The sequence below is a fragment of the Herbiconiux sp. UC225_62 genome, assembly GCF_042694625.1.
Taxonomy (GTDB): Bacteria; Actinomycetota; Actinomycetes; order Actinomycetales; family Microbacteriaceae; genus Herbiconiux.
The window spans coordinates 3036552-3049810 of the sequence record NZ_CP170551.1; the positions used below are offsets into that span (position 1 = coordinate 3036552).

At 70.0% G+C, this 13259-nt stretch carries 13 protein-coding genes and 1 pseudogene; 9 read left to right on the forward strand and 5 right to left on the reverse strand.

What is annotated here, in order from left to right; translation table 11 throughout:
* Window positions 1-15 precede the first annotated feature (15 nt).
* Window positions 16-1574: pseudogene (locus tag ACFJGU_RS14785) on the forward strand (helix-turn-helix domain-containing protein).
* A 3-nt stretch (window positions 1575-1577) separates the two neighbouring features.
* On the opposite strand, the gene ACFJGU_RS14790 reads toward ACFJGU_RS14785, so the two are convergent.
* Complete coding sequence (locus ACFJGU_RS14790; RefSeq protein ID WP_382304253.1) at window positions 1578-2621, reverse strand: App1 family protein; 1044 nt, start codon at window positions 2619-2621, stop codon at window positions 1578-1580.
* Window positions 2622-2726: 105 nt separating this feature from the next.
* Between ACFJGU_RS14790 and ACFJGU_RS14795 the strand changes: the two genes are divergently transcribed.
* Together ACFJGU_RS14795 and ACFJGU_RS14800 are read left to right on the forward strand one after the other, a co-directional pair.
* A complete protein-coding gene (locus tag ACFJGU_RS14795; RefSeq protein WP_382304254.1) occupies window positions 2727-3371 on the forward strand; it encodes a TetR/AcrR family transcriptional regulator in 645 nt (214 codons plus the stop codon).
* A 53-nt stretch (window positions 3372-3424) separates the two neighbouring features.
* Window positions 3425-3778: an MmcQ/YjbR family DNA-binding protein gene (locus tag ACFJGU_RS14800; RefSeq protein WP_382304255.1), complete on the forward strand. Its 354-nt coding sequence runs from the start codon at window positions 3425-3427 to the stop codon at window positions 3776-3778.
* A 15-nt stretch (window positions 3779-3793) separates the two neighbouring features.
* Here ACFJGU_RS14800 and ACFJGU_RS14805 read toward each other — a convergent pair whose 3' ends face one another.
* Both ACFJGU_RS14805 and ACFJGU_RS14810 read right to left on the reverse strand, forming a co-directional pair.
* Window positions 3794-5110, reverse strand: a complete 1317-nt coding sequence (locus ACFJGU_RS14805) for an ATP-binding protein (protein WP_382304256.1) — start codon at window positions 5108-5110, stop codon at window positions 3794-3796.
* A gap of 177 nt (window positions 5111-5287) precedes the next feature.
* Window positions 5288-6046: an SDR family oxidoreductase gene (locus ACFJGU_RS14810; RefSeq protein WP_382304257.1), complete on the reverse strand. Its 759-nt coding sequence runs from the start codon at window positions 6044-6046 to the stop codon at window positions 5288-5290.
* A gap of 125 nt (window positions 6047-6171) precedes the next feature.
* On the opposite strand from ACFJGU_RS14810, the gene ACFJGU_RS14815 reads away from it, so the two are divergent.
* The 5 genes from ACFJGU_RS14815 (at window position 6172) to ACFJGU_RS14835 (ending at window position 10901) form a co-directional block, all read left to right on the forward strand.
* The gene (locus tag ACFJGU_RS14815) at window positions 6172-7206 is read left to right on the forward strand and encodes a LacI family DNA-binding transcriptional regulator (RefSeq protein WP_382304258.1); all 1035 of its coding nucleotides are present in this window, start codon (window positions 6172-6174) and stop codon (window positions 7204-7206) included.
* A gap of 97 nt (window positions 7207-7303) precedes the next feature.
* Complete coding sequence (locus ACFJGU_RS14820; RefSeq protein ID WP_382304259.1) at window positions 7304-8455, forward strand: Gfo/Idh/MocA family protein; 1152 nt, start codon at window positions 7304-7306, stop codon at window positions 8453-8455.
* Window positions 8452-9639: a dihydrodipicolinate synthase family protein gene (locus tag ACFJGU_RS14825; protein WP_382304260.1), complete on the forward strand. Its 1188-nt coding sequence runs from the start codon at window positions 8452-8454 to the stop codon at window positions 9637-9639. Before ACFJGU_RS14820 ends, ACFJGU_RS14825 begins: the two co-directional genes overlap by 4 nt.
* Window positions 9636-10583: a sugar phosphate isomerase/epimerase family protein gene (locus ACFJGU_RS14830; protein ID WP_382304261.1), complete on the forward strand. Its 948-nt coding sequence runs from the start codon at window positions 9636-9638 to the stop codon at window positions 10581-10583. Before ACFJGU_RS14825 ends, ACFJGU_RS14830 begins: the two co-directional genes overlap by 4 nt.
* 105 nt (window positions 10584-10688) lie before the next feature.
* Complete coding sequence (locus ACFJGU_RS14835) at window positions 10689-10901, forward strand: hypothetical protein (protein ID WP_382304262.1); 213 nt, start codon at window positions 10689-10691, stop codon at window positions 10899-10901.
* Window positions 10902-10913: 12 nt separating this feature from the next.
* Here ACFJGU_RS14835 and ACFJGU_RS14840 read toward each other — a convergent pair whose 3' ends face one another.
* Both ACFJGU_RS14840 and ACFJGU_RS14845 read right to left on the reverse strand, forming a co-directional pair.
* A complete protein-coding gene (locus ACFJGU_RS14840) occupies window positions 10914-11993 on the reverse strand; it encodes a fatty acid desaturase family protein (protein WP_382304263.1) in 1080 nt (359 codons plus the stop codon).
* A gap of 201 nt (window positions 11994-12194) precedes the next feature.
* Window positions 12195-12908 carry a GAF and ANTAR domain-containing protein gene (locus ACFJGU_RS14845; RefSeq protein WP_382304264.1) on the reverse strand — a complete coding sequence of 238 codons (714 nt, stop codon included), beginning with the start codon at window positions 12906-12908 and terminating at the stop codon, window positions 12195-12197.
* 120 nt (window positions 12909-13028) lie between these two features.
* On the opposite strand from ACFJGU_RS14845, the gene ACFJGU_RS14850 reads away from it, so the two are divergent.
* The gene (locus tag ACFJGU_RS14850; RefSeq protein ID WP_382304265.1) at window positions 13029-13229 is read left to right on the forward strand and encodes a multidrug transporter; all 201 of its coding nucleotides are present in this window, start codon (window positions 13029-13031) and stop codon (window positions 13227-13229) included.
* The last annotated feature ends 30 nt before the right edge of the window (window positions 13230-13259 follow it).

Below are 13259 nucleotides of genomic sequence, written 5' to 3' on the forward strand. Positions count from 1 at the left end.
TTCCTGGTTTCGAGGATGCTCATCGGAGACCTTTTTCTCGTCAATTCTCTGGCGGTTCTTCCACTATGCGAGCTATTCGGGGTAAATTCGGGGGTCAGTGGCGAAAAGATCAGCCGATCTTTACGGGAGAAAAAATTGAACGACAGCAGTGACCTCATCACCCTGGGGCGGCGCATCCGTCATCACCGCAAGCTCAACGGCTTGACCCTCGACCAGCTCGGCGCGCGCGTGGGTGTCGTGGGGAGCCAGCTGTCGCTGATCGAGAACGGGCGGCGCGAGCCGAAACTCTCGCTGCTGCAGGCGCTGTCCACCGAGCTGGGGGTGCCGGTGCCCGACTTGCTGAGCGCCGAGGCCCCTGACGCCCGCACCGCGCTGGAGATCGAACTCGCCAAGGCGCAGCAGGCGCCGCTCTACGCCTCGCTCGGCCTGCCGTCGGTGCCCGCCAGCCGCAACCTGCCGCTCGAGACGCTCGAGTCGCTCGTGGGTCTGCACCGCGAGTTGCGGCGGCGCGCCACCGAGTCGATCGCGACTCCGGAGGAGGCCCGGCGGGCGAACACCGAGAACCGGCTCGCGATGCGGCAGAAGAACAACTACCTGCCCGATCTGGAGCAACTCGCCGAGGACACGCTGGCCACCGTCGGCCACACCTCGGGGGCGCTCACCCATCGCAGCGTGTCGCTGCTGGCCGAGAATCTCGGATTCACCCTGATCTACGTCGACAACCTGCCGCACTCGGCCCGCTCGGTGACCGACCTCGAGAACGGGCGGATCTACCTGCCGCCGGCCTCGATCCCGGGCGGGCACGGTCTGCGCTCGATGGCGCTGCAGGCGATGGCGCACCGACTGCTCGGGCACCAGCCGCCGCAGAGTTACGCCGAGTTCCTGCAGCAGCGGCTCGAGATCAACTACTTCGCGGCGGCGTGCCTCATGCCGCAGACCGCGTCGGTGGCGTTCCTGAGCGCGGCGAAGCAGCGGAAGGACCTGTCGGTCGAAGACTTCCGCGACGCGTTCGGCGTGACCCATGAGGCCGCCGCCCTGCGCATGACGAACCTCGCCACCTCCCACCTCGACATGGAGGTGCACTTCCTGCGTGTGGGGAGGACGGTGCGATCTACAAGGCGTACGAGAACGACGGGCTACCGCTGCCGGCCGATGTCACGGGCGCGGTGGAGGGGCAGCTGGTGTGCCGCAAGTGGGCTGCGCGCGGGGCACTCGGGCGCACCAACCGCACCACGGAGTTCTACCAGTACACCGACACCCCGGCGGGCACGTTCTGGTGCGCCACTCAGACGGGAAAGACGGATGCCGGCGAGTTCTCGATCTCCTTCGGCGTGCCGTTCTCGGAGGCCAAGTGGTTCCGCGGGCGCGACACGCAGGGGCGGGTGCAGTCGACCTGTCCCGACGAGTCCTGCTGCCGCAAGCCGGCGTCGGAGCTGGCCGAGCGCTGGTCGTCGGCGGCCTGGCCGAGCGCGAAGCTGCACGCGCACATCCTGTCGCCCCTCCCGTCCGGCAAGTTCCCGGGTGTCGACGAGAACGAGGTCTACCAGTTCCTGGAAGCGCACGCGGCCGGGTAGGCGTCACTTCTCGAGCTGGGAGATCCCATCGCTGAGGCCGGCGCCGTCGGGGGCGAAGATCCACGGCGTGGCCGCCTCGGCGGGGAGCTGGTCGAGCTTCGAGCGACCGCCGGCCAGCACCGCCTCGCTCGTGGAGAGCTGACGGATGGCGATGGCCCGCACGTGCTCCGGGTGGTCGAGCGCGAACTCGCCGTAGATCTCCTCGTCGTGCTGCCCGTCGTCGCCGATCAGCACCCAGCGGATGTCGGGGAACTCGACGGCAAGCCGCCGGAGGTTGGTCTCCTTGTGCTCGCGCCCGCTGCGGAAGAAGCGGTCGTGGGTGGGGCCCCAATCGGTCAGCAGCAGCGGACCCCGGGGGTAGAGGTTGCGGGAGAGGAACCGTGAGAGCGTCGGCGCCACGTTCCAGGCCCCGGTGGAGAGGTAGATGACGGGGGCTCCCGGATGCTCGGCCATCATCCGCTCGAGGAAGACAGCCATCCCGGGCGTCGGGATGCGTGCGTGCTCGTCGAGCACGAAGGTGTTCCAGAAGGCGAGGAAGGGCCGGGGGAGCACCGTCACCATGACGGTGTCGTCGATGTCGCAGACGACGCCGAAGTCGGTGCCGGGAGCGACGATGTAGATCGGGGCCTCCACGGCATCCGATCCCGCGGTCTGCATGGTGATGGTGTGCCAGCCGGGGTCGAGCTCGACGTCGACCGAGGCGTCGACCACGCCGCCGCGGTCGGCCTGCACGGTGCGCACGATGCCTTCGACCTCGATGGTGACATCCACGTCGCCCACCGGGACGCTCGTGAAGCTGCGCCAGCCGCGCACGCGCTCCTCGCGGCGCTGCAGGGTACGGGCGGCGCGCGATCCGGGCTTCGGCTGCTTGGTCAGCAGCACCCGGCCCAGCACGCGGATGCGGGTGGTGGAGCCGTATCCGGTATAGGGGATGACCGTCGGGAGGTGCCCGCGACGCCTGGCCCACCTCTCGCGGACTGCGTGGATCGCGTCGTCGATACGGGCGGCACGGTGCAGCCGAAGTGCCGCGACTGTCTTCTCTGGCACACGACCAGTCTGTCATGTCTTCGCGACCGGCCGCCGTTCGTGTATGCGACTGTCAGCATGTCGGAACTAGACTTGGGTGTCGGGATTCGGGAAGGAACGGGCGGAGTGTCATTCAACGACCTAATCAACGGAGCACTCACGTCGACCGGACAGGTTCGCAACGAGCCCGTCCAGGCGCGGAGCAGTGAGCGCATCGGCGCGCTTCTCGACGCCGCGTCAGCCGTGGTCGCCGAGGTGGGCATCGAACGACTGACCACCGCGATGGTGGCCGAGCGCGCCGGGGCCTCGATCGGAACCGTCTACCGCTACTTCCCCGACCGCATCGCCGTGCTCAGCGCCATGAGCCTGCGCGGCTTCGAGCGCTTCCTCCGTCTCGGTGTCGAGAACCTCGAGCGCGTGCACCCCACCACGCTCGACGGCGTCTTCGACTGCCTGATCGACGCCTCGGTGCAGCTCCACCGTACCGAGCCCGGCTACACCTCCATCCGCCTGAGCGACCAGATCGCCCTGCCCGACGTCGCGGAGGGCACGGCCGCCGCCCGCGTCGCCGAGCCCCTGGCAGCGATCGTGGCCGAGGAGTTCGGCATCGACGACGAGGGGCTGGCCGCGCGGCTCGACATCGCGCTCACCATCGCTGACGCCCTGCTCGTGCGCGCGTTCCTCGGAGCGCCCGAGGGCGACGAGGCCGCGATCGCGGCGGCTCGCGGCGTCGTCTCCACCTACCTCGCGGGCTCGACGGTCTCCGCCTGACGGATCGTCCGGGCGTGACGCCGGGTGTCGGTGGCGCCCGCTACGCTCGGGGCATGAGCAAGAGCATCACCCGTGAAGAGGTGCTCGAGGTGTGCGCCGGGCTCCCGGCCACGACGGATGAACGTCCGTTCGGGCCCGAGACCTCCGTGTTCAAAGTGGTGGGCAAGGTGTTCGCGCTCACGAATCTCGACGACGAGCCGTGCACCGTCACCCTGAAGGCGGCGCCCCCGCACGCCGAGGCGCTCGTGCGCGACCACGACTGGATCATCCCGGGCTACCACATGAACAAGCGGCACTGGATCACGGTCACGCTCGGCCCGACGACCGACAGCGAGCTCGTGACCGACCTCGTCGTGAACTCCTATGACCTCGTGGTGGCCGGGTTGCCGCGAGCCAAGCGGCCGTAGCGCCGGCGGCGACGCTCAGAGGCGCGCGATCCGGTCGATGTCTTCGAGGAACTCCGACGCGACCTCCTCCGAGACCGTGCGGCGCGTGGAGCGCACGGCGTCGAGGTAGTCCGAGGTGGTGGGCCCGGCCTCCGTGGCGTCGAGCCCCGCTCCGCCCCCGCCGGGCGAGTGCAGCGCCCGCTCGAGCGCCGCCTGTGAGGCCTTGCGCGCGGCGAACTCGATGTCGGCCGGGGTGAAGCCGGCGGTGTGCGCCACGAGCGCATCGAGGTCCACGAGGCCGGCGTGCGCGACATCCGGGGGCAGGTAACCCGACCAGATGGCGCGGCGGGCGCCGGTGTCGGGCAGGCCGATCGGCACGACGTAGTCGAAGCGGCCGTGACGCAGGAACGCGGTGTCGAGCGAGCGGATGAAGTTGGTGGCGCAGATGAGCAGCCGGCCCGATTGTTCGCGGAACTCGGGGATCAGCTTGAGCAACTCGTTCGTGACGCCCTGAAGAGGTGACGGTGGCTCGCCCTGCCGATGCGACGCGATCTCCTCCACCTCGTCGATGAACACGACGGCGTGCTCGAGCTCGGAGATCTTCTGGAAGGTCTCGCGCAGCGCGCCGGCCAGTCCCTTGGGGTCGCCGGCCAGGCGCGACGGGAAGACCTCGACGAACGACCACTCCAGACGCGAGGCGATCGCCTTCGCGAAGGTGGTCTTGCCGGTTCCGGGCGGCCCGAAGAGCATGACGGCGCGGGGCGGCACCACGCCGAAACGTTCGGCCAGATCCGGTTCGGCGAGCGGGGTGACCAGGCGCAGCTCGAGCAGCTCCTTCTCCTTCTGCATTCCTCCCACGGCTTCCCAGAGCCCTCGCGAGAGCAGGCGGCCGCCGAGTTCGCGGAGCACGACGAGCTCCTCGCGCTGCACGGGGAGTTCCCGCTCGACGTAGCGGAGATTCTTCTTCAGCTCGAAGCCCTGCGCCACGAAGTCGTCGAGACGGGTCTGCGACTCGGGCATCAGGGCGGAGAGCTTGGCGAGGCCGAGCGGGGCCATGTGCCGTTCGAGGGCTGCGAGCATCCGTGCCCCGACGGCGGAATCGCGCACGGAGGGCACGGTGCGGTCGGTGGCGAAGAACACGATCCAGCCCTGGGCATGGGCGGCCCGGCCGACCGCGGCACCGACCAGGCGATCGCCTTCGACGGCCACGACGGCGTGGTCGATCTGGCAGGAGGCGATCACCTCGGAGAGTGCGTAGACCGGCTCGGCGCCGTCGGCTTTCGCCCGCTCCCAGAGGTGCAGGATGCCGTCGAGATCGTCGGGGTGGAAGTCGCGGATGTGCGGGGTGGTCATCGATCCTCCTCGATCGCGCGGGCGTGGGACGCGGTGCGTGACTCAGGAGGCTAACAGCGCGGAACGGCGCGAGGGGGCGGATGCCGGTGGTCGGCCGGCGAAAGAACGCCCGAAGTTTCGGAAACCAGCAGAACGGTGCGCTGGAGGCCTCGGCTCCGGGCGTTCGGATCAGACGCGTCAGGCGGCGCGCCGGCCCGACGGGAGCCAGTCGTCGAGCCGTGTCTCGCCGAGCTGCGCGCCCCCGGCGGGGAGGAGGGTGCGCTGCTCGAGGTGACCCCCGAAGTACGGCGCCGCCGGGTCGGTGACGACGGCGCGCTGGTCCCCTTGGGCCGCGAAAGTGCGGCGGATGAGTTCGTCGAGCGGGAACACCTCTGGTCCGGCGAGCTCGATGTCGGCGTTCAGCGGCCGGCCGGCGGCGGTGCGGCCGATCGCCGCCGCCGCTTCGTCGAGTGCGTACGGCTGGATGAGTGCGTCCGAGACCCGCACGACGTCGTCGTGGGTGGAGGTGAAGACGATGCTGGCGATGAACTCGAAGAGCTGCGTCGAGTGCACGATCGAGAAGGGAACACCTGATTCGCGCACCGCCTTCTCCTGCGCGGCCTTGGCAGCGAAGTAGGCGATGTCCTGCGGACGGTCGGTGCCGACGACGGTGAACACGACGTGGTGCCCGACGCCGGCCGCCTTCGCTGCGGCCGCGATGTTCGTGCTCGACGTCGTGAAGAACTCGAGCAGGTCGGCGGGAGCGAAGGAGGGTGACTGCGTGACGTCGACGACGACGTCGGCACCGGTCAGCGCCTCCTTCAGACCCGCGCCCGAGACGGAGTCGACTCCGGTGCGCCGCGACACCGCGATCGCGCCGTGCCCGTGGGCGGTGAGCTTCTCGACGACGCGCGACCCGACGTGGCCCGCACCTCCGATGACGATGATTCTGGCCATGATCAGCCTTTCTGCTGGAGGGATGCCGATTGCATCCGCTATGGAGGATGACCGGGCGGGCGCGCTCGTTGTGACGGGCAGTACGCTGGAAGCGCTTACCGGGCGGTGGGCGGAAAGGGGGACGCGTGCCGGAGTCGACGCAGTCGTCCGTCACCCTCGCGGAGGTCGCGGCGCATGCCGGCGTCTCGCTCGCCACCGCGTCGCGCGCGCTCAACGGCAGCACCCGCACCGTGAAGCCCGACCTGCACGCCCGGGTGGCCGCCAGCGCCCGCACGCTCGGCTACGTCGTGAACGCGCAGGCCCAGGCCGTGGCCAAAGGCGCCAGCCAGACCGTGGCACTCGTGCTCGGCGACATCGCCGACCCCTACTTCGCCGGCATCGCGTCGGGCGTGATCGCCGCAGCGCGACGGCACCGCCTCACCGTCACGATGGCGACGACGGGATGGGATGCCGCGGAGGAGCGCGCCACGGTGGTGGCACTGCGGGCGCAGCGGCCGCGCGCGATCGTGCTGGCCGGCAGCCGCCATCTCGACGTCGCCGAAGAAGCGCTGCTCGACCGCGAGCTCGACGACTTCCGCGCGGGTGGTGGTCGTGTCGCGTTCGTCGGGGCCGGTGCTTCGGCGGGTGCCGACCGCGTGGTGAACGTGGAGAATCGCCGTGGGGGGCGCGACCTCGCGGTGGCCCTGACCGCACTCGGCTATCGTGACTTCGCCGTGTTGGCCGGATCGCCGCTCCTGGTCACTCCGAGCGAGCGGGTGGCGGGTTTCCTCGACGGGGCGGCGTCGGCGGGGCGCGCGGTCGATCCGGAGTCCGTGCTGCCCGGTCCCTTCTCGCGCGACGGCGGCTACGAGATGATGGGCCGGCTGCTCGACAGCGGGCGGCGGCCCGACTGCGTCTTCGCCGTCACCGACGTGATGGCCGTGGGCGCGATGGCCGCCGTGCGCGAGCGCGGTCTGCGCCCTGGCGCCGACATCGCGGTGGCCGGTTTCGACGACATCCCGATGCTCCAGGACGTGCACCCCGAACTCACCACGGTGGGTCTCCCCCTGAGCGCGATCGGGGAGCGAGCATTCGAGCTCGCCCTCTCCGACGACCCGTCGGCGCTGGCGGACCCCGTGCTGGGCACGGTGGTGGTGCGCGAGAGCACGCCCGGTATCTGACCCGCCTGACTGGACGGCGTCGCCATCCTGTGGCAGAGTGGAAAGCGCTTTCCATCGTGAGCGACCGAACCCTACTCAGAACCAGAACGGAGACGATGTGTCGACGACGACCCTGCGCATCATCATGAACGGCGTCACCGGACGCATGGGCTACCGGCAGCACCTCGTGCGCTCGATCCTCGCGATCCGCGACGACGGCGGCATCCTGCTGCCGAACGGCGACCGCATCCAGGTGGAGCCGATCCTGGTGGGCCGCAATGCGGAGAAGCTCGCCGAGCTCGCCGCCCTGCACGGCGTGTCCGAGTACACCACCGATCTCGCCGCTGCCTTGGCCGATCCGACCGCCACCGTCTACTTCGACGCGCAGGTGACGAGCGCCCGCAAGGACGCGATCCTCGCGGCGATCGCGGCCGGCAAGCACATCTACACCGAGAAGCCGATCGCCAACACGGTCGCCGACGGTCTCGAACTCGTCGAAGCCGCGAAGCGGGCCGGTGTCATCAACGGCGTGGTGCACGACAAGCTCTACCTGCCGGGCCTGCTGAAGCTGAAGCGCCTCATCGACTCGGGATTCTTCGGCCGCATCCTCAGCGTGCGGGGCGAATTCGGGTACTGGGTGTTCGAGGGTGATTACCTTCCGGCGCAGCGACCGTCGTGGAACTACCGGGCCGAAGACGGCGGCGGGATGACGCTCGACATGTACTGCCACTGGAACTACGTGCTCGAGAACCTCTTCGGCCGGGTCGAAGCCGTCAGCAGCAAGGCCGTGACGCACATCCACGAGCGCTGGGACGAGCAGGGCAACCGCTACGAGGCCACCGCCGACGACGCGGCCTACGGCATCTTCGAACTGGAGGGCGACATCATCGCCCAGATCAACTCGAGCTGGGCGGTGCGGGTCGATCGCGGCGAGCTGGTCGAGTTCCAGGTCGATGGCACCCTCGGCTCCGCAGTGGCCGGGCTCTTCGGCTGCAAGGTGCAACCGCGCGTCAACACGCCGAAGCCGGTCTGGAACCCGGATCTCCCCACCGACCAGGACTTCCCGTCGCAGTGGACGCAGATCCCCGACAACCAGGAGTTCACCAACGGGTTCCGCGCCCAATGGGAGCAATTCCTGCAGGATGTCGTGGCCGCCCGCCCGCACGCCTACAACCTCGCCGCCGGGGTGCGCGGGCTGCAGCTCGTGGATGCCGGCCTCGCCTCCTCGGCCGAGGGCCGGCGGATCGCGATCGAGAAGGTCGCGCTGTGACCACGGCGACCGGTCGCCGGCTGTCGATCCCGACCGCGGAAGGCTGGCGGGAGATCGAGCTGAAGGCCCCGCGCGACTGGGCCCCGCATCCGCAGCCCTACTGCTCGAGGGTCGCGTTCGCGGCCGCGCACGTCGTGGCCGACCCGCTCGGGAACAACGTGCCCGGCGCGCCCGCCGCGATCGACTGGGACGCGACGCTCGCCTTCCGCCGGCACCTTTTCGGATACGGCCTGGGCGTCGCCGAGGCCATGGACACCGCGCAGCGCAACATGGGGCTCGACTGGCCCGCCATCCAGGAGCTCGTCTCGCGCAGCGCCGCCCAGGCGGCGGAGTTCGGCGCCCGGATCGCCTCCGGCGCCGGCACCGACCACCTGCCCGACGCCGCGACCACCGCGGCGCCCGCGACGCTCGCCGAGGTCGAGGCCGCCTACCTCGAGCAGGTCGCCTTCGTCGAGGGCACCGGATCGCAGGTCATCGTGATGGCTTCGCGCCATCTCGCGCGCGCCGCCGCGGGGCCCGACGACTATCTCCAGGTGTACGACCGCATCCTGAGCCAGGTGTCGCGACCGGTGGTGCTGCACTGGCTGGGCGAGGCCTTCGATCCGCAGCTGCGCGGCTACTGGGGGTCGACGGACGTCGGCGCCGCGACCGAGACCTTCCTCGCCCTGGTGGGCACGCACGCCGCGAAGGTCGACGGCGTGAAGGTGTCGCTGCTGGATGCCTCGCACGAGATCGGGCTGCGCCGCGCGTTGCCCGCGGGTGTGCGCCTCTACACGGGCGACGACTTCAACTACCCGTCGCTCATCCGCGGCGACGACGAGGGCCACTCGGATGCGCTGCTCGGCGCCTTCGCGGCGATCGCGCCCGCGGCTTCCGCGGCCCTCGCGGCGCTCGACGACGGCGATCTCGCCCGGTACGACGCCGAGATGGCACCGACGCTCGCGCTCTCGCGCCACATCTTCGAGGCGCCCACCTTCTACTACAAGGTCGGTATCGCGTTCACGGCGTGGCTGACCGGGGCCCAGAATGGGTTCCAGATGGTGGGCGGACTGCAGTCCGCCCGCAGCCTGCCGCACCTCGCCCGGGTGTTCGAGCTGCTCAACGAGGCGCGCCTGCTGCCCGATCCGGAGCTCGCGGCGCACCGCCTCGGACTCGTGGCCGAGACCCTGGGAGCGACGCGATGAGCGAGGCGATGCGCACCGTCATCGGTGAGATGACCACCGCGACGTCGGCGGATGCCGCGATCGATGTTCCGAGCGGCCGGCCCGCGAGCATCCCCACCCCGCAACCCGGTGACCCGCGCCTGGTGCGGCTGTCGCTGAACCAGCGCACCACGGCGAACTGGAGCCTCCGGGAGGCGATCGACGGCGCTCTGGCGGCGGGTCTCGGCTCGATCGGTCTCTGGCGGGAGCCCGTGGCCGAGGTGGGGCTCGCGACGGCGGTGGAGTGGGTGCAGGCATCCGGCCTGCGGGTCTCGTCGTTGTGCCGCGGGGGCTTCTTCACGGCGGACGATCCGGCGGCCCGCCGGTCCGCGCACGAGGAGAACGTCCGGGCCGTCGAGGAGGCCGCGGCGCTCGGAGCGCACACCCTCGTGCTGGTGCCCGGCGGCCTGCCGGCGGGATCGAAGGACCTCCGCGGTGCACGTGCGCGAGCCGCCGATGCCATCGCCGATCTCGCTCCGGTCGCCGGCCGGCACGGCGTCGTGCTCGGCATCGAACCGATGAACCCGATCTTCGCGGCCGACCGCGGTGTGGTCTCCACGCTCGCGCAGGCCCTCGACATCGCCGAGCAGTTCCCGGCGAACGAGGTGGGGGTGGTGGTCGACACCTTCCATCTCTGGTGGGAACCGGGCGTGGAGGAGCAGATCGCGCGCGCCTCCGATCGCATCGTGAGCTACCAGGTGTGCGACTGGATCACGCCTCTGCCGGCGGACACCCTCCTCTCTCGCGGCATGATGGGCGATGGGCACATCGACTTCCCCGCCTTCACGCGGGCGGTCGCATCGGCCGGCTACACGGGCGACGTCGAAGTCGAGATCTTCAACGCCGACGTCTGGGCCGCGCCCGGTGCCGAGGTGGTGGCCACCCTGGCGCGCCGCTACGTGGAGCTGGTCGAACCCTGGCTCTGAGCGGCACTGCCTCGACAGGCGCCGTTGCCAGGCGTACCGCCGTAAACACACCGCCGCCGCCCAGACCTCGCCCTGGTGGACCGCTCTGCGAGTTCGGGATCGCGGATGGACAAAGGGTACTGGACCGACGACGTCGCCGCCTTGGCACTCGTGACTCCCGTCGACGAGATCCGTGTCGACGAGCTCTCGGCCGACCAGTTGCGGCGGCTGGTCGTGATGCTCGACGAGATCCGTCGCGAGCAGCCGGACGCCGGGCCGGAGTTCGAGCTGCGCTACCGCCAGATTCAGCGGCTGCTCGACGCCGCCGAGCCGGACTGACCAGCCGGCTCCTCAGACCGCCAGTCGCTGGGCGGCGAGCGGGCAGGCGAAGGGGTCGCGATCGCCGAGACCGACGCGGTCGATGTAGCGGAGCACGATGCCGTACGACTCGAACAGACCCGTCTCGAGATAGGGCACGTTCAGGTCGCGGCAGTAGGCGGCGACGATCGGGGCGGCGTGGCGCAGATGAGGCCGTGGCATCGACGGGAACAAGTGGTGTTCGATCTGGTAGTTCAGGCCGCCCATCGCCACGTCGAGCACCCGATTGCCTCGGATGTTGCGGCTCATCATCACCTGGCGGCGAAGGAAGTCGAGCTTCATCGACTTCGGCACCAGCGGCATCCCTTTGTGGTTGGGCGCGAACGACGACCCCATGTAGAAGCCGAACAGGGCGAGTTGAACGCCGAGGAAAGCGGCGGCGACGCCGGGGGAGAGCACGAGGAACGCCAAGGCGATGAATCCGCCGATGCGGATGAGGAGGAACGCGATCTCCACGCTGCGGCGCTTCAGCGGTTCCCGGCTGAGCACCCGCCGCACTCCGGAGGCGTGCAGCGACAGCCCCTCGAGCACGAGGATCGGGAAGAAGAACGCCCCTTGGTGCCCCATCAGCCACGAGAGGGCGGTGCCGCGGCGCCGTTCCAGCTGCTCGGGCGTGAACGAGATGGCGGGCACGTCGATGTCGGGGTCCGACCCGATCTTGTTCGGATTCGCGTGATGCCGCGTGTGCTTGTGCTGCCACCAGCCGTAGCTGAGCCCGACGAAGAGATTGCCGAGCACCAGGGTGGTCCAGTCGTTCCACCGGCCCGAACGGAAGATCTGCCGGTGGGCGGCGTCGTGGCCTAGGAAGGCGGTCTGCGTGAACAGCACGGCGAACAGCGCGGCCATAGCGAGTTGCCACCAGGTGTCGCCGATCACCACGAACAACCAGATGCCGGCGGCGAAGGCGACCGGCACGAGGAGCAGTTTCGTCCAGTAGTAGCCGTAGCGACGACGCAACAGCCCCGACTCCTGGATGCGTCGAGCGAGGTCCGTGAACTCGCTGTTGGAGCGCCGCGCCGCCGCGCCCTGTGGGATCGATTCGACCGTGCTCACGATGGCCCCTGCCGTCGGCGGCACTGGCCCGAGCGGCCAGCTGCGTCGCAACCGGGTCCGGGGGAACGTCTGAGGCTCACGCTACGTCTCGGGCCCCGATCCGGCAAGGGAGGGGAGCCCCTGTGCGCTGGGTATCTGCTTCGGATTGCCTGACGGCCGGTCGTGAAGGAGGACCGGATGCCACCGGTCGGCGATCGCAGGTCAGTGCCGGCTGGCGGACTCCACCACGTCGCGGGCCACGATGGAGAGCAACTGGCCGCTGTTGCGCGCTCGCGTGCGGAGGCGCTGGAAGGCCTCCTCCATGTCGACGCCGTCGGTGTGAGCGATCACGCCCTTTGCCTGCTCGATGATCACCCGGCTGTTCAGAGCGTGCTGCAACTGCTCGCGCGCGACGTCGGCCTCGCGGATGGCCCGTTCGTGCAGGATGCCGATGGTGGCGATGTCGGCCAGCGCTTTGGCGGCCGCGGCGTCCTGCGGGTCGGTCGGCCCGGCACCGTCGCTGAACAGGTTGAGCGACCCGATGGTCTGGTCGCGCAGGCGCATCGGGATGGCGTACATCGAGTGATAGCCGAGCCCCGCCGCCTGGGTCGCGAACCTCGGCCACCGCGCGGAGGTGGCCGCGATGTCGTCGACCGACACCACCTTCCCCGTCTCGTAGGCGTCGACGCAGGGCCCCTCGCCCGACGAGAGCTGCAGCAGGCTGATCAGGCGGCTGCGCTCGCTGGTCGAGGCGATCACCTCGAGGTTGCCGCCGTGGTCGGGCAGCAGGATGCCGGCATCCGCGGCGCCCAGGATCTCCGCGCACCGTTGCACGAGGGTGTGCAGCAACTCCACGACGTCGTAATCGGCGACGAGCGTGTCGGCGAGGCTCACGAACGTCTCCGCGAGCTGTTCCTCTCGAGTTCGACCCGTCATATGCTCAATCTACCGCCGGTGTGTGACGGCGTCACGGCTCCAGCGTCATCCGTCGTGCCGTGACGTCGGCTCCCTCGCGCGAACTGACCCGCGCGGGTCGTATTCGAGAGAGGTTCCATCATGGCCGGGAAAGACATCGACGACGCCGAGAAGCGCCACGACCAGCTGACGACGGCTCCGAAGTCGACCGAGGAGGACGCCGAGGCCCGGATCGACGTCATCGAGCCCCACGATGGTGCGCCGCGCCGCATCGAGATCCGCGACGACGCCGAGGTGCGTCCGGGAGGCGATCCGTCGCTCGGCTCGGCGGCCGGCGACTGACTGCGGTCATCACGAGTCGCTAACGGGCGG

Coding starts and splice junctions, on each gene's coding strand:
- ACFJGU_RS14800 (WP_382304255.1), top strand. CDS start 3,425: ATGAGCAAGAGCATCACCCGTGAAGAGGTGCTCGAGGTGTGCGCCGGG.
- ACFJGU_RS14805 (WP_382304256.1), bottom strand. CDS start 5,110: ATGACCACCCCGCACATCCGCGACTTCCACCCCGACGATCTCGACGGC.
- ACFJGU_RS14810 (WP_382304257.1), bottom strand. CDS start 6,046: ATGGCCAGAATCATCGTCATCGGAGGTGCGGGCCACGTCGGGTCGCGC.
- ACFJGU_RS14830 (WP_382304261.1), top strand. CDS start 9,636: ATGAGCGAGGCGATGCGCACCGTCATCGGTGAGATGACCACCGCGACG.
- ACFJGU_RS14835 (WP_382304262.1), top strand. CDS start 10,689: ATGGACAAAGGGTACTGGACCGACGACGTCGCCGCCTTGGCACTCGTG.
- ACFJGU_RS14845 (WP_382304264.1), bottom strand. CDS start 12,908: ATGACGGGTCGAACTCGAGAGGAACAGCTCGCGGAGACGTTCGTGAGC.
- ACFJGU_RS14850 (WP_382304265.1), top strand. CDS start 13,029: ATGGCCGGGAAAGACATCGACGACGCCGAGAAGCGCCACGACCAGCTG.